The sequence below is a fragment of the Kitasatospora terrestris genome (assembly GCF_039542905.1).
GTDB classification, from domain to species: Bacteria; Actinomycetota; Actinomycetes; order Streptomycetales; family Streptomycetaceae; genus Kitasatospora; species Kitasatospora terrestris.
Window position 1 is genome coordinate 3,261,718 of sequence record NZ_BAABIS010000001.1, and the last position, 23,949, is coordinate 3,285,666.

General features: G+C 73.3%; 19 protein-coding genes and 1 other RNA gene. 3 read left to right on the forward strand and 17 right to left on the reverse strand.

Features of this window, described 5'->3' with window-relative positions:
- Positions 1–16: 16 nt before the first annotated feature.
- Complete coding sequence (locus tag ABEB06_RS14895) at positions 17–295, reverse strand: DUF3039 domain-containing protein (RefSeq protein ID WP_345697347.1); 279 nt, start codon at positions 293–295, stop codon at positions 17–19.
- A 72-nt stretch (positions 296–367) separates the two neighbouring features.
- The gene (locus tag ABEB06_RS14900; RefSeq protein WP_345701852.1) at positions 368–946 is read right to left on the reverse strand and encodes a YqgE/AlgH family protein; all 579 of its coding nucleotides are present in this window, start codon (positions 944–946) and stop codon (positions 368–370) included.
- Positions 947–1,186: 240 nt separating this feature from the next.
- Between ABEB06_RS14900 and murA the strand changes: the two genes are divergently transcribed.
- A complete protein-coding gene (murA, locus tag ABEB06_RS14905) occupies positions 1,187–2,533 on the forward strand; it encodes a UDP-N-acetylglucosamine 1-carboxyvinyltransferase (RefSeq protein ID WP_345697348.1) in 1,347 nt (448 codons plus the stop codon).
- Positions 2,534–2,611: 78 nt separating this feature from the next.
- Here the strand turns inward: murA and ABEB06_RS14910 are convergent, their stop codons facing one another.
- From ABEB06_RS14910 to ftsE, 10 genes are all read right to left on the reverse strand, one after another.
- Complete coding sequence (locus tag ABEB06_RS14910; RefSeq protein ID WP_253797902.1) at positions 2,612–2,893, reverse strand: HU family DNA-binding protein; 282 nt, start codon at positions 2,891–2,893, stop codon at positions 2,612–2,614.
- A gap of 417 nt (positions 2,894–3,310) precedes the next feature.
- Positions 3,311–4,786 carry an NAD-dependent malic enzyme gene (locus ABEB06_RS14915; RefSeq protein WP_345697349.1) on the reverse strand — a complete coding sequence of 492 codons (1,476 nt, stop codon included), beginning with the start codon at positions 4,784–4,786 and terminating at the stop codon, positions 3,311–3,313.
- Between the two features lie 306 nt (positions 4,787–5,092).
- A complete protein-coding gene (locus tag ABEB06_RS14920) occupies positions 5,093–7,375 on the reverse strand; it encodes a HelD family protein (protein WP_345697350.1) in 2,283 nt (760 codons plus the stop codon).
- Between the two features lie 88 nt (positions 7,376–7,463).
- Positions 7,464–8,615: a uroporphyrinogen-III synthase gene (locus tag ABEB06_RS14925; protein WP_345697351.1), complete on the reverse strand. Its 1,152-nt coding sequence runs from the start codon at positions 8,613–8,615 to the stop codon at positions 7,464–7,466.
- Positions 8,616–8,790: 175 nt separating this feature from the next.
- Positions 8,791–10,158, reverse strand: coding sequence for a nitrate/nitrite transporter (locus ABEB06_RS14930; protein WP_345697352.1), 1,368 nt, complete (start codon positions 10,156–10,158; stop codon positions 8,791–8,793).
- Positions 10,159–10,344: 186 nt separating this feature from the next.
- Positions 10,345–10,725, reverse strand: a transfer-messenger RNA (tmRNA) gene (ssrA, locus tag ABEB06_RS14935).
- A 91-nt stretch (positions 10,726–10,816) separates the two neighbouring features.
- Positions 10,817–11,293, reverse strand: a complete 477-nt coding sequence (gene smpB / locus ABEB06_RS14940; protein WP_345697353.1) for an SsrA-binding protein SmpB — start codon at positions 11,291–11,293, stop codon at positions 10,817–10,819.
- A gap of 45 nt (positions 11,294–11,338) precedes the next feature.
- Positions 11,339–12,436, reverse strand: coding sequence for a S41 family peptidase (locus ABEB06_RS14945; protein ID WP_345697354.1), 1,098 nt, complete (start codon positions 12,434–12,436; stop codon positions 11,339–11,341).
- A 56-nt stretch (positions 12,437–12,492) separates the two neighbouring features.
- The gene (ftsX, locus tag ABEB06_RS14950) at positions 12,493–13,398 is read right to left on the reverse strand and encodes a permease-like cell division protein FtsX (RefSeq protein ID WP_345697355.1); all 906 of its coding nucleotides are present in this window, start codon (positions 13,396–13,398) and stop codon (positions 12,493–12,495) included.
- Positions 13,399–13,408: 10 nt separating this feature from the next.
- The gene (ftsE, locus tag ABEB06_RS14955; protein ID WP_035863161.1) at positions 13,409–14,098 is read right to left on the reverse strand and encodes a cell division ATP-binding protein FtsE; all 690 of its coding nucleotides are present in this window, start codon (positions 14,096–14,098) and stop codon (positions 13,409–13,411) included.
- 261 nt (positions 14,099–14,359) lie between these two features.
- On the opposite strand from ftsE, the gene ABEB06_RS14960 reads away from it, so the two are divergent.
- The gene (locus ABEB06_RS14960) at positions 14,360–14,548 is read left to right on the forward strand and encodes a hypothetical protein (protein ID WP_345697356.1); all 189 of its coding nucleotides are present in this window, start codon (positions 14,360–14,362) and stop codon (positions 14,546–14,548) included.
- Positions 14,549–14,693: 145 nt separating this feature from the next.
- Here ABEB06_RS14960 and prfB read toward each other — a convergent pair whose 3' ends face one another.
- The 3 genes from prfB to ABEB06_RS14975 form a co-directional block, all read right to left on the reverse strand.
- Complete coding sequence (prfB, locus tag ABEB06_RS14965) at positions 14,694–15,806, reverse strand: peptide chain release factor 2 (protein WP_345697357.1); 1,113 nt, start codon at positions 15,804–15,806, stop codon at positions 14,694–14,696.
- A 34-nt stretch (positions 15,807–15,840) separates the two neighbouring features.
- A complete protein-coding gene (locus ABEB06_RS14970) occupies positions 15,841–17,109 on the reverse strand; it encodes a serine/threonine-protein kinase (RefSeq protein WP_345697358.1) in 1,269 nt (422 codons plus the stop codon).
- Between the two features lie 130 nt (positions 17,110–17,239).
- Positions 17,240–19,171 (reverse strand): serine/threonine-protein kinase, encoded by a 1,932-nt coding sequence (locus ABEB06_RS14975; protein ID WP_345697359.1) that lies wholly within the window; start codon positions 19,169–19,171, stop codon positions 17,240–17,242.
- Positions 19,172–19,373: 202 nt separating this feature from the next.
- Here ABEB06_RS14975 and ABEB06_RS14980 point away from each other — a divergent pair, with 202 nt between their 5' ends.
- Positions 19,374–22,202 (forward strand): FtsK/SpoIIIE domain-containing protein, encoded by a 2,829-nt coding sequence (locus ABEB06_RS14980; protein WP_425559628.1) that lies wholly within the window; start codon positions 19,374–19,376, stop codon positions 22,200–22,202.
- 41 nt (positions 22,203–22,243) lie between these two features.
- Here the strand turns inward: ABEB06_RS14980 and ABEB06_RS14985 are convergent, their stop codons facing one another.
- On the reverse strand, positions 22,244–23,254 hold the full coding sequence (locus ABEB06_RS14985; protein WP_345697360.1) for a CU044_5270 family protein: 1,011 nt from the start codon (positions 23,252–23,254) through the stop codon (positions 22,244–22,246).
- Positions 23,251–23,883, reverse strand: a complete 633-nt coding sequence (locus ABEB06_RS14990; RefSeq protein WP_345697361.1) for an RNA polymerase sigma factor — start codon at positions 23,881–23,883, stop codon at positions 23,251–23,253. The genes ABEB06_RS14985 and ABEB06_RS14990 overlap by 4 nt, the downstream gene beginning before the upstream one ends.
- Between the last annotated feature and the right edge of the window lie 66 nt (positions 23,884–23,949).

The following is a 23,949-nucleotide window of genomic DNA, read 5'->3' on the forward strand; positions in this document are numbered from 1 at the left end:
GGCCCTGCCGACCGGGTCACTTCTTGTCGTCGCCGCCCTGGTCGGGGTTGTTGAGCCCCTCGTAGATCTCCTTGCACATCGGGCAGACCGGGTACTTCTTCGGGTCGCGCCCGGGCACCCAGACCTTGCCGCACAGCGCCACCACCGGAGAGCCCGACAGGGCGCTCTCCATGATCTTGTCCTTCTGGACGTAGTGCGCGTAGCGCTCGTGGTCGCCGTCGCCGTGCGAGGTCTGCGGGACGGGCTCGACCAGGGTGCCGGTGCCGAGACCGCGCTCGGGCTCAAGAGTGCTCATGGGTGCCAAGTCTATGGGGGCCGCCGAGAACCGGGCCACTGTCGCCGGGGCGGCCCGCCGGGGCGCCTGCGGTCAGTTCATCGTGGGGTCGTCGGGGTAGGTCGCGAGCATCGCCAGCGGCCCGCGCTGGCGGCGCAGCACCGAGCGCCACAGCCGGTCCGGGTCGGGGCAGAACACGTCGCCGGGCTCCGCGTCGACCAGGTACCAGGCACCCTCCTCGATCTCGCTCTCCAACTGGCCGGGCGACCAGCCCGAGTAGCCGGCGAACACCCGCAGGCCCCCCAGCTCCCCCGCCAGCACCTCCGGCGGCGCCTCCAGGTCGACCAGCCCGAGCGCCCCGTGCACCCGCCGCCAGCCGAGCGGTTCGACGTGACCCTCCTCACCCGGCACCAGCGCCACCGCCAGCGCCGAGTCCAGCGCCACCGGGCCGCCCTGGAAGACCACCGCGGGCAGCCCGGCCAGCTCCGCCCAGCCGTCCAGCACGGCGGCGATCTCGACCGGCGTCGGCCGGTTCAGCACCACCCCGAGGGCGCCCTGCGCGTCGTGGTCGAGCAGCAGCACCACGGCCCGGGCGAAGTTCGGGTCGGTGAGCACGGGCGTCGCGACGAGCAGGCGGCCGGTGTGCGAGAGGGCCGGGGTCATGCCTGCAATGATCCCCCAGGACACGCCGCAACGGGTGTCCAACACGAAACCCACCCATGACCCGTCCGGCCCCCGGTGGGGCCACTCGTCCGGCCCAATCACCGGGCTCGGAGGGGCCCCCGGGCCCATGATCACCAATAGGGCACACGGGAACCAATCGCCCACCCTCTACCATCTATGGGTGGTGAGGGGCTTTTCCCTCCACCCCGCAGCCGAAAACCTCCCCTGCGCACCCGGATTGCGAGAACGATGACCGACGACGTCCTGCTGGTTCACGGCGGAAACCCGCTCGAAGGCGAGATCCAGATCCGCGGTGCCAAGAACCTGGTCCCCAAGGCCATGGTCGCCGCGCTGCTCGGCCAGGGCCCCAGCAGACTGCGCAACGTGCCCGACATCCGGGACGTCAAGGTCGTCCGCGGCCTGCTGCAACTGCACGGGGTCACCGTGCGCACCGGCGACGAGGCCGGCGAGCTGATCCTCGACCCCTCCCACGTGGAGAGCGCGAACGTCGCCGACATCGACGCGCACGCCGGCTCCTCGCGGATCCCGATCCTCTTCTGCGGCCCGCTGCTGCACCGCATCGGCCACGCCTTCATCCCGGGCCTCGGCGGCTGCGACATCGGCGGTCGCCCGGTCGACTTCCACTTCGAGGTGCTGCGCCAGTTCGGCGCCACCATCGAGAAGCACCCGCAGGGCACCTACCTGGTCGCCCCGCAGCGGCTGCGCGGCACCAAGATCGAGCTGCCCTACCCCTCGGTCGGCGCGACCGAGCAGGTGCTGCTCACCGCGGTGCTCGCGGAGGGCGTCACCGAGCTGCGCAACGCGGCCATCGAGCCGGAGATCGTCGACCTGATCTGCGTCCTGCAGAAGATGGGCGCGATCATCTCGCTGGGCACCGACCGCACCATCCTGATCACCGGTGTGGACGAGCTCGGCGGCTACAACCACAAGGCTCTCCCGGACCGCCTCGAGGCGGCCTCCTGGGCCTGCGCCGCGCTGGCCACCCGCGGCGACATCTACGTCCGCGGCGCCGAGCAGATCCCGATGATGACCTTCCTGAACACCTTCCGGAAGGTCGGCGGCGCCTACGAGATCGACGACGAGGGCATCCGCTTCTGGCACCCGGGCGGCGAGCTCAAGGCGATCGCCCTGGAGACCGACGTGCACCCCGGCTTCCAGACCGACTGGCAGCAGCCGCTGGTGGTCGCGCTGACCCAGGCCACCGGCCTGTCGATCGTGCACGAGACGGTGTACGAGTCGCGGCTCGGCTTCACCGGCGCGCTGAACCAGATGGGCGCGCACATCCAGCTCTACCGCGAGTGCCTGGGCGGCACCCCCTGCCGCTTCGGCGCCCGCAACTTCAAGCACTCCGCGGTGGTCTCCGGCCCGTCCAAGCTGATCGGCGGCGAGCTGATCATCCCGGACCTGCGCGGCGGCTTCTCGTACCTGATCGCGGCGCTGGCGGCCGAGGGCACCTCGACCGTGCACGGCATCGACCTGATCAACCGCGGCTACGAGAACTTCATGGACAAGCTGCGCGACCTGGGCGCGCACATCGAGCTGCCGGCCGAGGCCGAGGAGCTCGTCACCGTCTGAGACGGTGCCCGGAACGACCGGTGGCCGGTCTCCCCGAGGGGAGACCGGCCACCGTCGTGTTCGGCGCTCAGAGACGCGTCACTTGCCCTTGGCGGCTTCCTTGAGCTTCGAGCCGGCGCTGACCTTGACGCTGTAGCCGGCCGCGATCTGGATCGGCTCGCCGGTCTGCGGGTTGCGGGCGGTGCGGGCGGCGCGGAGGGTGCGCTCGAAGGTCAGGAAACCGGGGATGGTGACCTTCTCGTCGCCCTTGGCGACGACCTCGCCGGTGATCTCGGCGAAGGCGGCCAGCACCGCGTCGGCGTCCTTGCGGGTCACCTCGGCGCGCTCGGCCAGAGCGGCCACCAGCTCACTGCGGTTCATGTGTACTCCTGTGGTCTGTTGCTATGCCGTGCACGGAGGCGTGGGCCGGTCCGTACACGTTGCTCATTCAGGCGAGGGGTGGTCAGGGGCCGGGCTCGCACCACGAAGCGCCGCAAACTGCCCGCCTGGGTACGAATCCTGCCCCGACCGGCACTGAGAAAGCCAATCGGCCCCCGGCGTGGTTGACCCGAACAGCGCCCGCCCGCCGGAGGTTTGACGCCCCGTCGGCTCCGGAGGGACCGGATCGGGCGGATGTCGAGCCGACACGCCGCGCGACACGGGGGGACGTACCGTACTTGTCGGACACGCCACCCCGTCGCAGGGCTACCGTACGCCCTGGCACCGACAAGCCCAAACACGCCCCTTCCCCTTGTGTCGCAAGGGCGAGGGGCGGTTTACCCGGCCGGGCGCCCGAACCTACAGCTGAACGGCCGGGAACGAGGTGGTGTCCAGCGTGCCGACGATGCCCGGAGTCGGCTTCGCCGGGGCGGCCTCGGCACCGCCGCGGGCGGCGACCGCCGCCTCCCGGACGGCGGCCGCGACGGTCTTGGCGACGTCCGGGTGGAAGACGCTGGGGATGATGTAGTTCGGGTTCAGCTGGTCGTCACCGACGGTGGTGGCCAGGGCCCTGGCCGCGGCCAGCATCATGTCGGTGTTCACCGTGTGGCTCTGGGCATCCAGCAGGCCGCGGAAGACGCCCGGGAAGACCAGCACGTTGTTGATCTGGTTCGGGAAGTCGCTGCGGCCGGTGGCGACCACCGCGGCGGTCTGCCGGGCGATCGCCGGGTCGACCTCCGGGTCGGGGTTGGCCAGCGCGAAGACGATCGCGTCCTTCGCCATGGTGGCCAGGTCGTCGCCGTCCAGCACGTTCGGCGCGGAGACGCCGATGAAGACGTCGGCGCCGGCCACGGCCTCCTTGAGGCTGCCGGTGCGGCCCGAACGGTTGGTGTTCTCGGCGATCCAGCGCAGGCTGTCGTTGAGGTCGTCCCGGCCCTCGTGGACCACGCCGCGGACGTCCGCCACGGTGGCGTGCCGCACCCCGGCCGCCATCAGCAGCTTGAGGATCGCGGTGCCGGCCGCGCCGGCGCCGGACATCACCACGCGGATCTCGGCGATCTCCTTGCCGACCACCTTCAGCGCGTTCATCAGCGCGGCCAGCACCACGATCGCGGTGCCGTGCTGGTCGTCGTGGAAGACCGGGATGTCCAGCGCCTCGCGCAGCCGGGCCTCGATCTCGAAGCAGCGCGGAGCCGAGATGTCCTCCAGGTTGATGCCGGCGAAGCCCGGGGCGATCGCCTTCACGATCGCCACGATCTCGTCCGCGTCCTGGGTGTCCAGGCAGATCGGCCACGCGTCGATGCCGGCGAAGCGCTTGAACAGGGCCGCCTTGCCCTCCATCACCGGCAGCGCGGCCTTCGGGCCGATGTTGCCGAGGCCGAGCACCGCGGAGCCGTCGGTGACCACGGCGACGCTGTTGCGCTTGATGGTGAGGCGGCGGGCGTCCTCGGGGTTCTCGGCGATCGCCATGCAGACCCGGGCGACGCCCGGGGTGTAGATCATCGAGAGGTCGTCGCGGTTGCGGATCGGCAGCTTCGAGGACATCTCGATCTTGCCGCCGAGGTGCATCAGGAAGGTGCGGTCCGAGACCTTGCCGATGCTCACGCCGTCGATCGCGCGCAGCTTCTCGACGATCTCCTCGCCGTGCGCGACCGAGGAGGCCGCGACCGTGACGTCGATCCGCAGCGCCTCCAGGCCGGAGGCGGTGACGTCGAGACCGGTGACCGAACCGCCGGAGGACTCGACGGCCGTGGTGATCGAGCTCACGGCGTTTCCGGTGGCCGGGACCTCCAGTCGCACCGTGATCGAGTTGCTGACACTGGGCACCGTCGCCATCGACGTCCTTCTTCCTGATTCAACATTCTGTTGAAGCTCGTTCACGCGGCATGCTAGACCTCGATCGTCGCACCTACCAGGGGGTAGCCAGAAATAACGTTCATTGAGTGTGCGGAGTCGACAACGCTCCTTGCCCCTCGGCGGCGATGCGTTACATTGGACAAGGCACCGGCTCGATCCAAGCCCCCGGGCCCAACCTTCGTCCCTTCGAGGGACCACTTGCCGCGAGGCGAGCATGGCGGGTCGGTGTCATAACGTGCGGAAGGCCCCTCACCAGGTGGTGAGGGGCCTTCTCGCGTCCGCCGGCTAGTGCAGCAGCGCCGGGACGCCGGCCGCGTCCGGCAGGTCGTCAGGGCCGGACAGGACGGTCAGGCGCTGGGTGGCACGGGTCAGCGCCACGTACAGCACCCGCAGGCCCGCCTCCGACTCGCCCGCGATGCCGGTCGGGTCGGCGACCACCGTGGCGTCGTACTCCAGGCCCTTGGCCTCCAGGCTGCCCAGCGCCACCACCCGCTCGCCCAGGCCCTCGGCCCAGGCCGCCGCCTCGGCCCGGCGGTCCATCGGCACCACGACCGCCACGGTGCCCTCCACCTCGCCCAGGAGTCGCTCCAGCTCCACCCGGGCCGCCTTGGCGAACGCCTCCGGCTCGGGGTCGGTCACCGCGGCGAAGCGCGGCACCGCGCCGGTCGAGCGGACCGCGCTCGGCGAGGGCGTGCCGGGCGCCGCCAGCGCCAGCACCTTGGCCGCCACCTCGGCGATCTCCGCCGGGTTGCGGTAGTTCACGGTCAGCGTGTGCCGGCGGCGCGGCTTGCCGGCCAGCACCTCGTCCATCGCCGCCTGCGCCTCCTGCGGGAACGGCCAGGAGGACTGCGCCGGGTCGCCGACGATCGTCCAGGTCGCCGTCCGCGAGCGGCGGCCGATCATCCGCCACTGCATCGGGGTGAGGTCCTGCGCCTCGTCCACGATCACGTGCGCGTACTCGCGGCGCTCCTCCACCACCCGCTCGCGCTGCTGCCGGTACGCCCGCTCGCCGTAGGTGGTGACCTCCTCCAGGCCGGTCAGCAGGTCCATCGCGTCCACCTCGCGGACCTTCGGCCGGGCCGGCTCGCCGAGCAGCAGCTGCAGCTCGTCCACCAGCGCCACGTCGTGCGCCGACAGCTCGCCCTCGCCCCTGTCGTTCAGGTGCCGCCAGGAGGCGCCCAGCAGGCGGGCCTCCTCCGGGGTGACCGCGCGGCGGGCGATCCGGTTGGTGTGGCGGTGGCTGCGCAGCGTCGCCAGCACCCGGCGCGGGGTCACGGCCGGCCACCAGGAGTCCAGGAAGTCCAGGAAGGCCTGCTCGTCGCTGACGTACTCGTCGAAGGACTCGCGCTCGTCCTGGCGCTGCTCGCGCTCGGCGTGGGTCTGCGGCTTGGGCAGGTTGCGGGTCAGCTCCGACCACAGCGCGTCCAGCAGCAGCCGGCGGGCACGCGGGCGGAGCAGGTTGAGCGGGGTGCCGCCGCCACCGATGACGTTGCCGCGCACCGCCTTCAGCCGGCCCGCGTCCAGCCGCAGCGCCTCGCCGCGGGCGAAGACCTTCAGCTCGGTCGGCGCGTGCAGCTCGACGGCGGCGCGGGCGGCCCGGCGCAGCAGCTGGACCATCCGGGCCGAGCCCTTGACCCGGGCGGTCTCCGGGGTGTCGTACCGGGTCGCCTCGATCCCGTCCACCAGCGAGCCGACGGCGCGGATCGCCACCTGCCCCTCCTCGCCGAGCGAGGGCAGCACGCCCTCGGTGTAGGAGACCAGCAGCGGGGTCGGGCTGACCACCAGGATGCCGCCCGCGTAGCGGCGCCGGTCCTGGTAGAGCAGGAACGCGGCGCGGTGCAGCGCGACCGCGGTCTTGCCGGTGCCGGGGCCGCCGGTGACCAGGGTCGCGCCCGCCGCGGCGGCGCGGATCACCTCGTCCTGCTCCTTCTGGATGGAGGAGACGATGTCGCGCATCGAGTGGCTGCGGGCCCGGCCGAGGGACGCCATCAGGGCGCCGTCGCCGACCACCGGCAGCTCCTCGCCGTTCAGGGTCGGGGCGAGGTCGGGGCGCAGCAGGTCGTCCTCGACGCCGATCACCCTGCGGCCCTTGGAGCGGATCACCCGGCGGCGGATCACCCGGCCGGGCTCCAGCGGCGTCGAACGGTAGAACGGGGCGGCGGCCGGGGCCCGCCAGTCGATCACCAGCGGGCCGTACTCGGCGTCCAGCACGCCGAGCCGGCCGATGTGCAGGGTCTCCGCGACGGCCGGGTCGGCCGGGTCGAGCGGGGTCTGCGAGGGGATGCCGTGCTCCTCCGGGGCGTCCGCCCGCTGGAGGTCGATCCGGCCGAACAGGAAGTCCTCGAACTCGTTGTTCAGCCGCTGCAGGTGCGCGCCCGCCCGGTAGACCTGCGCGTCGCGCTCGGCGAGCGCGCCCGGCGTACCGACCTGCACGCGCTTGGCGGCGTCCTCCAGGATGTACTCCGCCTCGGCGAGCTTCTCCTCAAGCCGCCGGTAGACGGTGTCGAGGTGCTGCTGCTCACCCGCGATCTCGCGGTCGCGGATGGTGTCGGTGGTGCGCGCTCCCAAGGGGACCCCAGTGGTGCGAGGAACGAAAAAGGCGGACGGATGATCCTACACGCCTGGGGAGGGCCGTCAGGAGCGCACCGACGGGTTCCTAGTAGCTTCCGGGCTCCGCCACCGGTTCGACGGCGAGGCGGTAGCCGCGTTTGACGACGGTGGCGATCAGGCGGGGGGTGCCCAGGGCGGCGCGCAGGCGGGCCATCGCGGTCTCGACGGCGTGCTCGTCGTCGCCGCTGCCGGGCAGCGCGCGCAGCAGCTCGGCGCGCGGGACGACCCAGCCGGGGCGGCGGGCCAACGCCCGGAGCAGGGCCATCCCGGCCGGCGGGACGGGCCGCAGCTCGCCGTCGACCAGGGCGGCCTGCCCGCGCAGCTCCAGGGCGTGCCCGGCGACGGCGAGGCGCCGGGCCCGGTCGGGCAACTGCGCGGTGAGGGTCTGCACCATGGCGCCGAGCCGCATCCGCTCGGGCCACACGGTGGGGACGTCCTGCTCCTCCAGCGGCGCGGCGGTGACCGGGCCGACGCACACCGGCAGCACGTCGCGGCGCAGCGCGTGCAGCAGTTCCGCGGTCAGCCCGCGCTGCTCGGCCCGTTCCAGCAGGCTGATCGCGGCGGGCGCGCTGGTGAAGGTGACGGCGTCCAGCGAGCCGTTGCAGACGGCGTCGAGCAGCCGGTCGAGCGGGCCGAGGTCGGCGGGCGGCAGCCACCGGTAGACGGGGACCTCGACGATCTCCGCACCGGCGGCGACGAGCGATTCGATGAAGCCGCGCAGCGGGGCGCCGTGCAGCTGGACGGCGATCCGGCGGCCGTCGACGCCCTGCTCCAGCAGGCGCTCCAGCACCTCGGCGGAGGACTCGGACTCCGGTGACCACTCCTCGCGCAGGCCGGCGGCGCGGATCGCGCCCTTGGCCTTGGGGCCGCGGGCGAGCACGGTCGCCTTGCCCAGGGTGGCGATCAGGTCGTCGCCGAGGCCCCAGCCTTCGGCGGCCTCGACCCAGCCGCGGAAGCCGATGCCGGTGGTGGCGACGGCGATGTCCGGCGGGTCGGCGACCAGGGTGCGGGTGGCGGCGAGCAGGTCGGAGTCGTCGGCGAGCGGCACGATCCGCAGGGCGGGCGCGCGGACGACGGTGGCGCCGCGGCGTTGCAGCAGGGCGGTGAGTTCGTCGGCGCGGCGGGCGGCGGTGATTCCGATGGTCCAGCCGGAGAGCGGCGGGGCGGACTCGGTCGGCTGGTCGGTCGGTTCGGCCATGACTGAGTTGTCCTTCGGGCGGCGCGACCCCGCCGCGGGGCGGCTCGACGGCGGGGCTTGGGGTGGGTGGACAGCCATCGTCCCGGGCTGCGATCACGCCCCCGGGTCGGTCCGATTACCGGCGTGTTTCGCCAGGTCGGGGCCGTCCCGGGGGTGGCGGTGCGTCAGGGCGCGTTCAGACCCGGGCGAGCGCCGGGGTGCGCTCGGCGGCCGGGGCGGCGGTGGGACGGCGCAGGTAGACCACGCCGGTGAGGACGAAGCAGACCGCGTAGGCGGCGAGGAAGGAGACGAAGGCGGGGGTGCCGGACTTCGCGACCAGGAAGGACTGCCGGAAGGCGAGGTTGATGAAGAGTCCGCCCAGGGCGCCGACCGCGCCGATCACGCCGATCGCCGCGCCGGACATCTTCCGCGACCAGGCGGCGGCGTCCTCGGCGCTCTCGCCGGCGGCGATCCGGTCCTGGGCCTTGGCGTCGAAGATGCCGGGGATCATCTTGTAGGTGGAGCCGTTGCCGATGCCGGCGAAGACGAACAGGCCGATGAACCCGGCCAGGAAGACCGGCAGCGACTTCACCGAGGAGGCGTAGGTGACCAGGCCGGCGGCCGCGGCCATGGTGACGAAGTTCCAGAAGGTGATCCGGGCGCCGCCCCAGCGGTCGGCCAGCCAGCCGCCGACCGGGCGGATCAGCGAGCCGAGCAGCGGGCCGATGAAGGTGAGCTGCGCGGCCTGCAGCGGGGTGCGGCCGAACTGGTTCTGCAGCACCAGGCCGAAGGCGAAGGAGAAGCCGATGAAGCTGCCGAAGGTGCCGATGTAGAGCACCGACATCAGCCAGGTGTGCTTCTCCCGGACGATGGCCGCGAGCGAGCCGGTGTCGGCCTTCATCGGCGCCAGGTTGTCCATGAACAGCGCGGCGCAGGTCGCCGAGACGACGATCAGCGGGATGTAGATGCCGAGCACCAGCCGCGGCGAGTCCGCCCCGGCCCAGGTGATCACGGCGAGCGCGACCAGCTGCAGGACGGGCACCCCGATGTTGCCGCCGCCCGCGTTCAGGCCGAGCGCCCAGCCCTTGCGGCGCATCGGGAAGTAGGCGTTGATGTTGGTCATCGAGGAGGCGAAGTTGCCGCCGCCGACGCCGGTCAGCGCGGCGACCACCATGAACGTGGTGTACGAGGTGCCGGGGTGCATCACGTACGCCCCCGCGATCGCCGGCACCAGCAGCAGCAGCGCCGCGACCACCGTCCAGTTGCGGCCGCCGAACCGGGCCACCGCCACCGTGTACGGGATGCGCACGAAGGCGCCGACCAGGGTCGGCATCGCCACCAGGAAGAACTTGCCGGCCGGGTCGATCCCGTACGGCTTGCCCATGAAGAGCACCATCACCGACCAGAGGCTCCAGATCGAGAAGCCGATGTGCTCGGAGAAGATCGAGAAGATCAGGTTCCGATTGGCGATCTTCTTTCCGGTGCGCTCCCAGAAGGAGACGTCCTCCGGGTCCCACTCCTGGATCCAGCGGCTTCCCGTCCTGGCCTTCGTGGCTGTGCTCATCGGTACTCCCCTTGCCTTCCGATGCCCTGTGGTGAAGACGCTAGGGAGCGCCGGTTTCCGGCTCCGCTGAGTCCTGTGAAGGCTGCGGAACCGACCTCTCACCCGGCGGCGGGCCCCGGTGTGAGGCCCCGGAAACGCAAGAGAGCCGCCCTCCGGGAAGGAGGACGGCTCTGCATGCACATGGGGTGGTGGAGATGCCGGGAATCGAACCCGGGTCCAATGGAGTGGATTCAGGACTTCTCCGAGCGCAGTCCGCTGTGATTTTCTCGGCCCTGGCAGTCACGCGGACAAGCCGCCAACAGGCCCAGCTACTGTTTGATTTCCCCAACACCCCCGCAGCCGGGGTGGCAGGTTGAGTTCCCTAGATTATGCCAGGATCCGGGTCGGGAACGCCCCGGGCTGACACCCATTACTCGCTACGATCAGGCAGCGAGGGCGAAAGACGCCTGGGAATCGCGCTTAGAGTTGGCGATTATTTTTTTGCGACAGATGGTTAACGAGATCATTGCCGCGTTCCTCGGCTCGCTTCTCCTGTTTCGACTACCACTGTCGAAACCGATCATCCCCATGTTGATTTGACAAGCTGCACCGGAGGGCCGGGGCCCTCCGGTTGTGCTGCACACATGGTACGCGCCGTGACCGGCGAGCGCCAAGCAGATTAACGCTGGCGCCGCCGGGCGGCGGCCACCGCGCGGTCCGACTCGCGCTTGTCCTGCTGCTCGCGCAGGGTCTGCCGCTTGTCGTACAGCTTCTTGCCGACCGCGAGCGCCAGCTCGATCTTGGCCCGGCCGTCCTTGAAGTACAGCGAGAGCGGCACCAGGGTGTGGCCGGTCTCCTTGACCTTGGACTCGATCTTGCGGATCTCCATCTTGTGCAGCAGCAGCTTGCGCTTGCGCCGCGCCGAGTGGTTGGTCCACGTCCCCTGGGTGTACTCGGGGATGAAGACGTTGTCGATCCACGCCTCGCCGCCCTGGACGTACGCGTAGCCGTCCACCAGGTTGGCCCGGCCCTCGCGGAGCGACTTCACCTCGGTACCGGTCAGCACCATGCCGCACTCGTAGGTGTCCAGGATGGTGTACTCGTGCCGCGCCTTCTTGTTCTGCGCGACCAGCTTCTTACCCGTTTCCTTTGCCATAGCGCTGGCCATTCTCGCATCCCGAGCGGGCGGAGGGCAGTCCCTTTAACCGCGCGCCCGCAGGCCGGCCAGCACCTGCAGGGCGAGCCCGGCCGCGTCGCCCCCGGCGGGGGCCGGGACGTCGGGGAGGAGGCCGACGCCGTCGGGGGTGTGGCCCGAGGGGGTCGACCAGCGGCCGACGGTGAGCTCCACCACGGAGCCGTCGGCGAGGCGGTTGGGCTGCTGGACACTGCCCTTGCCGAAGGTGCGGGTGCCCACCAGGACGGCGCGGCAGCGGTCCTGCAGCGCACCGGCCAGCAGTTCGGCGGAGCTCATGGTGCCGCCGTCGACCAGGACGACCAGCGGCGTCGCGGTGTCCCCGCCGGGCGCGGCGGTCAGCTCACGGGTCTCGCCGTGCTCCTGGTACGAGGCGACCGGCCCGCCGTCGAGGAAGAGCGAGGCGGTGGCCACGGCCTCCTCGACCAGGCCGCCGGAGCTGCCGCGCAGGTCGAGCACCAAGCCCTGACTTCCCCGGGCGGCCTCCCGGACCTGCGCGGCGACGCCCTCGGTGAAGGCGTGCACCGCGATCCGCACCACGCCGGGCCGCACCCGGTCGACCTCGACCTCGCGGGCGGCCAGCACGGCCCGGGTGAGCACCACGTCGCGCACCGGCCCGTCGGCCCGCTGCACCGAGAGCGCCACGGGCGTGCCGGCCCGCTGCCCGCGCAGGCGGGCGACCACGTCGGTGACGGGGAGCTGGTCGGCGGGGACGCCGTCGACGTGCAGCAGCCGGTCGCCGGCCGCGATGCCGGCCTCGGCCGCCGGGCCGCCGGGGACCACGGCGGAGACCGCGGTGGTGCCGCCGCTGCGGCCGACCGAGAGGCCGACGCCCAGGTAGCGGCCGCCGGTGAGGTCGGCGTACTCCTCGGGGCTCAGGTAGGCGGCCCAGCGGTCGCCGCTCTCGCCGACCAGCCGCTCGGCCTGGGCCGGGGAGAGGTCGGCGCCGTCCAGGTCGCGGGCGGCCAGCCGGGCGCTCTCCGAGGACGACCGCCAGGGGGCCGGCGAGGCCTCGCCCCACGCGCCGGCCGCCGCCCCGGCGAGCAGCACGGCACCGAACAGGACGGCCAAGGTGGCCCCCTGTCGTACCCGCTGCGCTGTCGGCATGGCAGGAGTCTAGGCCGCCGGGAGTCTCCCGGCGGCCGAACCCCCGTGACGAGCCGTCAGACCTTCAGGTACTTGCGCAGGGTGAAGAAGGCCGCGATGCCGGCCATGCCCATACCCACCACGACCAGCAGCGGGATCACGGTCAGCACCGAGGACAGGCCGATGAAGTGGATGAACAGCACCTTCTTGGCCAGCCAGCCGTGGACGAAGAAGTGCCCGCCCAGCAGCAGCACCGAGGCCAGCGCCGCGCCGAGCAGCGCCGCGAACGCCGCCTCGGCGATGAACGGCATCTGCACGTAGAAGTTGGACGCGCCGACCAGGCGCATGATGCCGGTCTCGCGCCGCCTGCTGAACGCCGACACCCGGACGGTGTTGACGATCAGCAGCAGGGCGACGAAGAGCATCAGCACCATGATCACGAACGCCGCGGTCTGCAGACCGTTCAGCAGGCCGAAGAGGTTCTCCAGGATCTTGCGCTGGTCCTCGACCGACTTCACGCCGGGCTTGCCGGCGAAGGCGCTCTGGATCACGTCGTACTTGGTCGGGTCGTGGAGCTTGACCCGCCAGGACTGCGGCATCGCCTCGGCGCCCACCGCTGCGAGCAGCGGGTTGTCCGGGTTGGTCTGCTTGAAGCGCTGGTACGCCTCGGCGGAGCTCTCGTAGGTGTAGTTCTCCACCAGGTCCATCTTGGCCAGGGCGTCCTTGACGTCCGCGACCTGCTGGTCGGTGGCGGCACCCGCGGCGCACTGCGCGGACTGCTTGTCCGACTTGGTGCAGAAGTAGATGCTCACCTCGACCTTGTCGTACCAGTACCCCTTCATGGAGTTGACCTGGTCGCGCACGAGCAGCGAGGCACCCGCGAGGGCGAGCGAGAGCGCGACGCTGACGACGACGGCGATGGTCATCGTCAGGTTGCGGCGGAGACCGACGCCGATCTCCGACAGAACGAACTGGGCGCGCATGCTTCTCTCTCTAGCTCTGGTAGCCGTAGACGCCGCGGGCCTGGTCACGGACCAGCAGACCCTTGTCGAGCTCGATGACGCGCTTGCGCATCTGGTCGACGATCGCCTGGTCGTGGGTGGCCATCAGGACCGTCGTCCCGGTGCGGTTGATCCGGTCCAGCAGCTTCATGATGCCGACCGAGTTCTGCGGGTCGAGGTTACCGGTGGGCTCGTCGGCGATCAGCAGCATCGGACGGTTCACGAAGGCGCGGGCGATGGCCACGCGCTGCTGCTCACCACCCGAGAGCTCGCCGGGCATCCGGTCCTCCTTGCCGCCGAGGCCGACCAGGTCGAGCACCTCGGGCACCACCTTGTTGATGGCGCTCTTCGGCTTGCCGATCACCTCGAGGGCGAACGCGACGTTCTGGCCGACGGTCTTGTTCGGCAGCAGGCGGAAGTCCTGGAAGACGGTGCCCAGCTGGCGGCGCATGTGCGGCACCTTCCAGTTGGACAGCTTGCCCAGGTCCTTGCCGAGCACGTGGACCGCGCCGGTGGAGGGCCGCTCCTCGCGCAGGCACAGGCGGAGGAACGTGGACTTGCCCGAGCCGGAGGAACCGACCAGGAAGACGAACTCGCCCTTCTCGATCTCCAGCGAGACGTTGTCCAGGGCCGGACGGTTCTGCTTGGGATAGGTCTTGGAGACGTTGTCGAATCTGATCACGGCTGCATCACGGAGGCCATCCTAGGTGGAGCGGAGTCAGTGACCTTACGCGATGCCCACGAACACCCGCAGTCCGCGAGCCGCTACCGACCGTGGTTTCGTCTGTTGCGGATCCGTTCTGCCCGCAAAATTGCGAGCTACGTCACAGACCGACCACCCTTCCCCTCCGGGAGCCGAAGGGTTCGGAACCTGGCAGAGTGGAGAGAGTCGGAACCAAAGCCGCCCCCTGCGCGTTGGCTGTAGCAGCAAGGAGGAGATCGCATGACCTGCGACCATCTGGTGTGCGCCAACTGCAACGGCCGCGTGAGTGACGGCCGGTGCCCGGTCTGCCGCGCCAACCGAGCCCGACTGCAGGAGCAGCAGGGCCCGTTCGCCGCGCTCAACCCGGCGCTGCTGCTCGGCCTGATCGCGGTCGCGCTGCTGACGCTGGTCGTCCTGGCCGTCCGCTGACCCCATGCACGACGAAGGCCCCGGAGCTCACGCTCCGGGGCCTCGTTCTTTCCTACGCTCAGCTCGCGGTCTCGCGCTGCTTGCGCCAGCGGATGCCGGCTTCGATGCTGCGTCCGATGTTCATCTCAGCCGGCCTCCTCCTCGCCTAGTTCGAAGAGGTTTCCCGCTGCTTGCGCCAGCGGATGCCGGCTTCGATGAAGCCGTCGATGTCGCCGTCCAGCACGCCCTGCGGGTTGCCGACCTCGAACTCGGTCCGCAGGTCCTTGACCATCTGGTACGGGTGCAGGACGTAGGAGCGCATCTGGTTGCCCCAGGACGAGCCGCCGTCCTTGAGCGCGTCCATCGCCGCGCGCTCCTCCTGGCGGCGCCGCTCCAGCAGCTTGGCCTGGAGGACGTTCATCGCCGAGGCCTTGTTCTGGATCTGCGAGCGCTCGTTCTGGCAGGAGACCACGATGCCGGTGGGCAGGTGGGTGATGCGCACCGCGGAGTCGGTGGTGTTGACGCCCTGGCCGCCGGGGCCGGAGGCGCGGTAGACGTCCACCCGCAGGTCGCCCTCGTCGATGTCGACGTGGTCGGAGGTCTCGACGACCGGGAGGACCTCGACACCGGCGAAGGAGGTCTGCCGGCGGCCCTGGTTGTCGAAGGGCGAGATGCGCACCAGGCGGTGGGTGCCCTGCTCGACGGAGAGGGTGCCGTAGGCGTACGGCGCCTTGACGGTGAAGGTCGCGGACTTGATGCCGGCCTCTTCCGCGTACGAGGTGTCGTAGACCTCGGTCGGGTACCCGTGCCGCTCGGCCCAGCGCAGGTACATGCGCATCAGCTGCTCGGCGAAGTCGGCGGCGTCCACGCCGCCCGCCTCGGCGCGGATGTTGACGAGCGCCTCGCGGGCGTCGTACTCGCCGGACAGCAGGGTGCGGACCTCGAGCTCCTCGACGGCCTTCTTGACGGACGTCAGCTCGACCTCGGCCTCGGCGCGGGTGTCCGCGTCGTCCTCGGCCTCGGCCAGCTCGAACAGGACGCCCAGGTCGTCGACCCGGCCGCGCAGGGTCTCGAACTTGCGCAGCTCGCCCTGGAGGAAGGAGAGCCGGCTGGTGACCTTCTGCGCGTTGGCGACGTCGTCCCAGAGGGTCGGGGCGGCTGCCTCCTCCTCCAGGGTCGCGATGTCGGCCCGGATCTTGTCCAGGTCGAGGACGGCCTCGATCGACCCCATGGTCGTCTCGAGGGACTTGAGCTCTTCGGAAGGATCGACGGCTGCCACGCCTCAAGCCTAATGGCTCGGCGGGGCACCTCGGCTACACCGGGGGGTGGAGGTGCCCCGGCAGCGCCACCGCCGGGGTGCGGGCGAAGGCGTGGGCGGCGCCCGGGGGCTCGGCCGCGAAGGCGGAGAACGCGGCGGCGGCGCCCGCCAGCAGGAGCAGCACGGCGACCAGGACGGCCAGCGTCCGGCGGCGGCGGATCCGGGCGGCACGGCTGCGCCGGTGGGCGGGCTGGCCGGCGGCCGAGCGCTGGGCGCGCGACTCGGCGGCGTACGAGGCGAGCTCCTCCGCGGAGGGGCGGCGCAGGCTGGTGTGGGTGTCCCGGGTGGAGTCCGGGGAGGGCGCGGGGACCAGCGGGACGGCCGGGCCGCGCCGGCGGCGGTGGGTGCCGGGGCCGGCGTCCACCTCGGCGTACACCGCCTCGGCGGGGGTGAGGGGCTCCTCGGCGGCGCGCGGGGCGGGCACCGCGAGCGGCGGCAGGCCCGCCAGCTCCGGCAGCAGCTCGCGCAGCCGGACGGCCAGCTCGGCGGCGCGCAGCCGGGAGGCGGGGGCCTTGGCCAGGCACTCGGAGATGATCCGCCACAGGCCGTCCGGCATCCCGGCGACCGGCGGGACGTTCTCGGTGACGTGCCGGCGCAGCACCGCGCCGGTGTGGCCGCCGCCGAACGGGGTGGCGCCGGTGAGCAGCTCGTACAGCACGGTGGCCAGCGCGTAGATGTCGACGGCGGCTCGCGGCTCCAGGCCCTCGATGATCTCGGGGGCCAGGTAGTCGGGGGTGCCGATGATCCGGGTGGCCCGGGTCCGGCGCGGGGCGTCGACCAGCCGGGCGATGCCGAAGTCGGTGAGCCGGGCGCGCGGCGCGCCGCCGGGGCCGGGCGGGGCGGCCAGGTCGAGCAGCACGTTCTCCGGCTTGACGTCCCGGTGCACGATGCCGGCCGCGTGGGCGGCGGCCAGGGCCTCGGCGACGTCGGCGATCACCGAGGCGGCGGCCTGCGGGGTGAGGACGCCCTCGCGCTCCAGGCGGGTGCGCAGGTCGCTGCCCCGGACCAGGTCCATCACCAGGGCGAGGTCGCTGCCGTCCACCACCATGTCGTGCACCCCGACCACGTTGGGGTGGTCGAGGCCGGTGAGGGCGGACCGCTCCTGGACGAAGCGGCCGACCAGGACCTGGTCGGACGCCAGGTCCTCGCGCAGCAGCTTGACCGCGACGGGACCGTCCGGGCCCTCGCCGAGCCACACCGTGCCGGCCGAGCCCCGGCCGATCACCTGGTGGACGGTGTACCGGCTGCCGATCTTGCGTGCCAATGCTGCTCCGTGGGCTCGTGAGGTCGGTGCTCAGCGAACAACCTACGCGCCCCGACGCCCTCCGGGAGCCCCGCGAAGCCGTCGGCGGGGCAGTTGACCGGAAGAAATCTTCAGAATTGTCGACAAAGCGTCAATTCGAGCTGCCCGAGACCGATCCGAGCCAGTCCCGTGCGGTGCCGAACCAGTCCTGAACGGTCGCCCACCACTCCGGGAGCGGGGTGAAGTTCCACAGCGCGACCGCCGCGACCGCCAGGATCAGCAGCACCATCAGGCAGCCCTTCAGGCAGCCCAGCCCCGGGATGTACATCCGGTTGCGGCTGCGGCCGCGCCGCTCGCGCGGCGGCTCCGGCTCCCGGTACTGCGGGGCCGGCGGCTCGGGACGGCGCTGCGGCTGCGGCTCCGGGCGGCGCGCGGGCGCCTGCTGCGGCTGCGGGTGCCCGTAGCCCGACGGCGCCTGCTGGGCGGGGCGCTGCCCCTGACCCGGCTGCTGCCCGTAGCCCTGGGGCTGGGCGGGCTGCTGCCCGTAGCCCGGGGCGGCCTGCTGGCCGTAGCCCTGCTGGGCGGGCCGCTGCTGCGCCTGGTACGGCGGCGGGGCCACCGGCGGGCGCTGACCGCGGCCGGGCCGGCCGGCGGGCGGCTGCTGCCCGTACCCCTGCGGGGGCTGCGGCGCGTACCGGCCCTGCTGGCCCTGCTGGCCCTGCTGGCCCTGCGGCGGCTGGCCCGGGCGCGGCGGCTGCTGGCCCGGCGGCGGGGCCTGGTACGGGCGGGGAGCGACCTGCGGGCGGTTCAGCTCCTCCGGGTCGAAGTAGCCGATCTCGGTCTGCTGGTTGCGGTCGCGGGCCGCGCGCAGCTGGGTCTGCCACGGGTGCGGCGCCTCCGGCTGGCCGGGCGGCGGGGCGGCGGGCCCGGCGGTCGGGGCGCCGGCCGGCATCGGCGGCATCACCCGGGTGCGGTCGGCGGGCGGCTGCTGCTGGCCCATCACCTGGGTGCGCGCCTCGGCGCCCGGGGCCTGGTGCATCACCTGCGTCCGGTCCTCGGCCCCGGCCGGGGGCTGCGCGGGCGGCGGCTGGTGGCCCATGACCTGGGTCGCGGCGGACGGGTCGAAGCCGCCGGCCGCGGGCGCGGCGGGCGCCGCGGCGGCGGCGAGCGCCGGGTCCGGCACCAGCAGGTCGCCGACGGCGAGCGCCGCCTCGACCGCCGCCGGACCGGCGTGCACGCCGACGCCGGCGGCGACCACCCGCAGGGCCCGGGCGAGCGAGACCGCGGTGGGCCGCTCGGCGGGGTTCTTGCGCAGGCAGCGCTCGATCACCGTCCACAGCGGCTCGGGCATCGAGCGGGGGCGCTCCGGCTCCTGCGCCAGGTGCGCCTGCAGGATCGCCAGCGGACCGTCCCCCTGGAACGGCTGCCGGCCGGTGACCAGCTCGTACAGCATGATGCCGGCGCCGTAGACGTCCACCGCGGCGGTCTGCGGGCGGCCCTCGGCGGACTCCGGGGCGACGTAGGCCGGGGTGCCGACGAACTCGTGGGTCCGGGTGATGCCCGGGGAGTCGGCGAGCCGGGCGATGCCGAAGTCGGTGAGCATCGGGTGCATCTGCTCGGTGCCGTCGGCCCGGACGGTGGCCAGCAGCACGTTGGCCGGCTTGAGGTCGCGGTGCACGATGCCGTCCGCGTGGCTGACCGCCAGCGCGTCCGCGACCTGCGCCATCAGCAGGGCGCCGGCGATCGGCGAGAAGGGGCCGTTGCTGCGCAGGTAGCGGTACAGGTCCGGGCCCTCGACCAGGTCCATCACCAGGGCGAGCAGCTCGCCCTCGACCACCAGGTCACGGGTGCGCACGATGTTCGGGTGGCTCAGGCGCAGCAGCACCGAGCGCTCGCGCAGGAAGCGCATCACCACGTCCGGGTCGGCCGCCAGCTCCTCGCGGAGCACCTTCACCGCGACCGCCTGGCCGGGCTGGAGCCCGGGCACGGCGACGTCCTCGCGGACCCGCCCGCGCCACACGGTGCCGGTGGCCCCGCGCCCGAGGCTGTCCTCGAGCAGATACTTGCTGCCGACTGGCCGCACCTGTGCACTCCTCGCCGGGCCCGTTACTGATTTTCGGCAACTCTAACGGTGTCCGAGCGCCTTTCCGAGGTGGGCGGGCAGTGTCCCGGGGCGGCCTCCGGGGGATCGGGTTGACCTGACGTACCGTCCGGCCCACCATGGCGATGATCGCAAGATCGTCAAATCCGGTACCGTGCGCGGACTGTCCGCCCCGGGTGGCAGGATGGCAGTCACCACAGGTGTGCAGAAGGGACACAGGGGCGAGATGCAGATCCGGCTCACCGTCCTTCGACCGCGCAGCGGCCCGGCGGGGTCGAGCGCATCCACGGACGTCCTGGTCACGGCGCCCGTCGGCACCGCGCTCGGCGCGGTCGCCGGCGCGCTGGCCGGCGCGGTCGGCGTGCGCGGCCCGCGCTCGGCCACCCATGTCCACCTGTACGCGGGCAGCCGTCGGCTCGACGAGCAGACCCCGCTCGGCCGGCCCCCGCTGGTCGACGGCGCCGTGCTCAGCCTCGGCGAGCCCGACCCGGACGCGGACGAGGAGAGCACCGAGCCCGCCACCGCCGAGCTGCGCGTGATCGGCGGCCCGGACGCGGGCGGCGTGCACCGCCTGCACGGTGAGGAGGTCCGGATCGGCCGCTCCTCCGAGGCCGACGTCCCGCTCGACGACCCGGACGTCTCCCGGCTGCACCTCTCCCTGCACCTGGCCGCCGACGGCACGGTGACCGTCCGCGACCTCGGCTCCACCAACGGCACCGTGCTCGACGACCCCCGCGGCGGAGCCGCTGACCAGTACTTCCTGCGGGACGGCAGCGCCGAGCTGGCGGACGGCGCGCTGGTGCGGATCGGCGAGTCCACGCTGCAGCTGGCCCGCCCGAAGACCGGGGAGAATTCCGGGTCGCCGCGCACCGCCGCCCCCGACGGCGAGGGCCACCTGCGGCTCGCCCCGCAGCCGCCCGCCCGCGCCACCCCGGTCCAGCCCGCGCCCGCCCCCGCGCCGGAGACCCCCGGCCCGGCCGGCCGCGCCTTCGGCCTGCTCTCCCGCCGCCGCCGGGCCGCCGAGCCCGACACGCCCGACGCCGCGCAGCAGCACGCCGCCGCCCGCAGCCGCCAGGCCGCCGCCCAGCGCGAGCGCTGGCCGGACCCGGCCGCCCTGCTGCTCACCGCCCTCACCACCGGCCCCCGGCTGTGGGAGCGCGGCCCGGCCCATCCGGACGCGCTGACCGTCCGGCTCGGCACCGCCGACCTCCCCGGCGGCCCCGGCACCGCACCCGGCACCCTGCTGCCGGCCGTCCCGGTCACCGTCGACCTGCAGACCGCCGGCAGCCTGGGCCTCAGCGGCCCCCGCCACCGGCTGGCCGGCCTGGCCCGCACCGTGGTCGCCCAGCTCGCCGCCCTGCACCCGCCGAGCGGCCTCGGCCTGGTGGTCGTCGCCGCCGAGCGGCCCGGGCCCGACCCCGACGGCGCGCCCGCCGACGACTGGTCCTGGGCCCAGTGGCTGCCGCACCTGCGCCCCACCCAGAGCCAGGCCTGCCGCCTGCTGTTCGGCCTCGGCCCGGAGCAGGCCGAGGCCCGGCTCGCCGAGCTCGCCACCGCCACCGCAGGCACCCCCGCCACCGTCCTGGTCGTCGACGGCGACCCCGGCAGCACCGCCGCCCGCGAGGCCCTCGCGGTGCTGCTCCGGCAGGGCCCGGCCGTCGGCGTCTTCACGCTCTGCCTCGCCGACACGCCCGAGCGGCTGCCCGCCGGCCTCGGCGCCCACGCCGAGATCACCGGCGAGGTCGCCACCCTGCTCACCGTGGAGCGGCCCGTCGGCGGCGCCCTGCAGCGGATCGACGACGTCGCCCTCGACGCCGTCTCGCCGGCCTGGGCCGAGCGGCTCGCCCGGGTCCTCGCCCCGCTCCGCGAGGCCGCACCCGCCGCCCGCGGGCCGCTGCCCTCCGCGCTGCGCCTGCTCGACCTGCTCCGGCTGGAGTCGATCTCCCCCGCCAAGCTCTCCGCCCGCTGGGAGGCCCTGCCGGCCGGCCCCGGCGCCGCCACCGCGCTGCTCGGCACCTCCCGCGACGACGACACCTGCACCCTCGACCTGGCCGACCCCGATCTGCTGGAGCCCGGCGAGAGCGGCGGCCCGCACCTGCTGATCGGCGGTGCTCCCGGCTCCGGGAAGACCGAGCTGCTGCGCACCCTGGTCGCCTCGCTCGCCGTCTCCGAGCACCCCGAGCGGCTCGCCGTCACCGTCGTCGAGGGCCGCCGGGTGGACGCCGCGGACGGCCTCGGCGGCTGCACCGACCTGCCGCACGTCACCACCCACTACAACGCCGCCGAGGACCCCCGGCAGGCCATGCTGCACGCCCAGGCCCTGCTCGACGCACTGGACGAGCGGGAGGCCCTGTTCGGCCGCCAGGGCTTCGCCGAGTGGCACGCGGCGCGGGCCCTCGACCGGACGCCCGCCCTGGTCGGCGGCGGCTCCCCCACCGACGGCGCGGCGTCCGCCCGGGTGATCGAGCCGCGGCGCGCGCCGGACCGGGCGCCGGCCGCCGACGGCCCCGCCCCGGGCCGGACGGTCCTCGTCGTCGACGACTACGACGCACTGCTCGCGCCCACCTCGCCGGGCGGGCGACCGCTCGCCCGCGCCCTCGCCGAGGTCGCCCGGCGCGGCGGCCGGCTCGGCGTCCACCTGATCGCCGCCACCGGCTCGCCCGAGGCCCTGGCCGGCAGCGAGCTGGACGAGGCGGCGCTGCTGCGGATAGCCCTGCGCACCGAACACGCCGCCGAGTCCGACCTGCTCGTCCACATCCCCGACGCGGCGTCCCTGCCCGAGGGCACGCCCGGCCGCGGGTACCTGCGCCGGGCGGACGGCGGCGTGACGGCCTTCCAGGCCGCCCGGGTCAGCGGCCGGATCCCCCGCACCGCCACCCTCCGCCCGACGGTGGTCGCCACCGACCTCGCCGAGCACGGCGCGCCCCCGGCCCGCCGCCCGGTGCGCGAGCTGGGCAACGGGCCGACCGACCTGGCCCTGCTCGCCAGCGCCCTCCAGCGCGCGGCCGGCTGACGCCGGGGGTCGGCGGCCGGTCGGCCGCCGGCCCCGAGCGGTCAGCGGCCGTCGCCCGCCTTGTCGACGACCGTCCGCTCCACCACCGCCGAGTGCCCGATCACCGTGCCGGGCGCACCCCACTCGGTGCCCTCGGAGACCACCACGTCGCGCTCACCGAGGAACTCGTAGCTGCTCCGGTCGAAGATCCACTCGTAGCGGACCCCTCCGTCGACGTGCGCCACGCCGAAGCCGTGCCGCCCGGAGGCGTCCACCGCGTCGTCGGACACCTCGACCCCGGGGATCTTCCCGGCCGCCCGGTAGAGGCCGGCGGTCACCCCCGGCGGTGCGATCTGCTCGCGCAGCAGGTTGCCGATGGTCGCGAAGGCCCCCCGGTCACCGTTCTGCTTCCCGTTCGCGACGCCCTCGTAGATCTCCTTGAGCAGCGCGTCCGGGTCGGTGGGCAGCCCGGCCAGGAACTGGTAGGTCGGGCTGTTGACGCTCGGGTGGTCGTTGGGCTGCAGGGGAATGCTGCCGTCCGGGTTCGGCGCCCACGTGTCGCCCGGCTTGGTCCTGGTCGGCGGGGTCTGGCCCTCCTCGACCAGCAGACCGGGCCTGCTGCCGTCCACCGACAGCCAGATCTGCCGCTGGTGGGGCGTGCCCGGGACGTAGCGGTTGCCGCTGTCCGAGATGTGCAGCCCGGCGAACGCCACCGTCGACTTGACGTGGACGAACTGGTTAGGCTTCACGTCCTTGGCCGGCTTGGCGGCCGCGACGGCGGCGATGTGGTCCAGCACCAGCACGGCGCTGCTCCCCTTGCCCGCCGGCGGCCGTTCGGCTCCCGCCGAGGCCGGCGCCTGGGCCTGCGCCGGCGGCGCCGGCTGCGCCCCGCCGCTGCTCAGCGCCACCGCCACCGCCAGGCCGCCGGCCAGCGCGGGCAGCGCCAGCCAGCCGAGCCGCCGCTTCGGACGGGCGGCGGCAGCGGCGATCCGCTCGCGGTTGATCTCGCTCATCAGGTGTCCCCTCAACAGCTGGTGGCGGTCGGCGGCGAGCACCTCGCGTTCGTCGTTCATGGGTTCCTCCCCTGCATCGACCGGACCGCTCCGACGCGGTCACTGACTACCTGTCCGGCGCTTCCGGCGGGTTCCGTCCCGATCTGTCGCAGTTCGTCCTCGGCCAGGGCCCGGAGCCGGGTACGGGCGCGGGACAGCCGGGAGCGGACCGTGCCGACCGGGACTCCGAGGGCTTCCGCGGCGGAGGCGTAGTCCAGGCCGGACCAGACGCACAGGGCGAACACCTCGCGTTCGGTGCGGCGCAGCCGACCCAGCGCCCGGCGGGCGGCGGCCAGTCGGGCGCCGTCGTCGAGGCGGCCCACCAGCTCCTCGGCGAAGTCCGGCACCACGGCGCGCTCGGGCAGCCGCTCCATCGCGGCGCGGTGCCGGCGGGCGGCGCGGGCGGTGTTGCGCAGCACGTTGGTGGCGATGCCGAAGAGCCACGGCCGGACCGAGTCGCCCTCCTCCATCAGCTTCCCGCGCAGCCGCCAGGCCTCCAGGAACGTCAGCGAGACCACGTCCTCGGCGGCCCCCCAGTCGCCGAGGCGTCGTAACGCGTAGCCGTACACCGCCTGTGCATGGTCATCGAAGATCTCCCCGAAGGCTCGCTGGTCCCCGGCGCGCAGCCGCGCCCGCAGTGGCAGTTCCACGCCCCCTCCTGTCCGCAGCCGGACCAGGGTTCCACACGGGTTCCTCCGGGAACGCCGGACGGCCCG

Coding starts and splice junctions, on each gene's coding strand:
- ABEB06_RS14895 (WP_345697347.1), bottom strand. CDS start 295: ATGAGCACTCTTGAGCCCGAGCGCGGTCTCGGCACCGGCACCCTGGTC.
- murA (WP_345697348.1), top strand. CDS start 1,187: ATGACCGACGACGTCCTGCTGGTTCACGGCGGAAACCCGCTCGAAGGC.
- ABEB06_RS14910 (WP_253797902.1), bottom strand. CDS start 2,893: ATGAACCGCAGTGAGCTGGTGGCCGCTCTGGCCGAGCGCGCCGAGGTG.
- ABEB06_RS14915 (WP_345697349.1), bottom strand. CDS start 4,786: ATGGCGACGGTGCCCAGTGTCAGCAACTCGATCACGGTGCGACTGGAG.
- ABEB06_RS14925 (WP_345697351.1), bottom strand. CDS start 8,615: ATGGCCGAACCGACCGACCAGCCGACCGAGTCCGCCCCGCCGCTCTCC.
- ABEB06_RS14930 (WP_345697352.1), bottom strand. CDS start 10,158: ATGAGCACAGCCACGAAGGCCAGGACGGGAAGCCGCTGGATCCAGGAG.
- smpB (WP_345697353.1), bottom strand. CDS start 11,293: ATGGCAAAGGAAACGGGTAAGAAGCTGGTCGCGCAGAACAAGAAGGCG.
- ABEB06_RS14945 (WP_345697354.1), bottom strand. CDS start 12,436: ATGCCGACAGCGCAGCGGGTACGACAGGGGGCCACCTTGGCCGTCCTG.
- ftsX (WP_345697355.1), bottom strand. CDS start 13,398: ATGCGCGCCCAGTTCGTTCTGTCGGAGATCGGCGTCGGTCTCCGCCGC.
- ABEB06_RS14960 (WP_345697356.1), top strand. CDS start 14,360: ATGACCTGCGACCATCTGGTGTGCGCCAACTGCAACGGCCGCGTGAGT.
- ABEB06_RS14980 (WP_425559628.1), top strand. CDS start 19,374: ATGGCAGTCACCACAGGTGTGCAGAAGGGACACAGGGGCGAGATGCAG.
- ABEB06_RS14985 (WP_345697360.1), bottom strand. CDS start 23,254: ATGAACGACGAACGCGAGGTGCTCGCCGCCGACCGCCACCAGCTGTTG.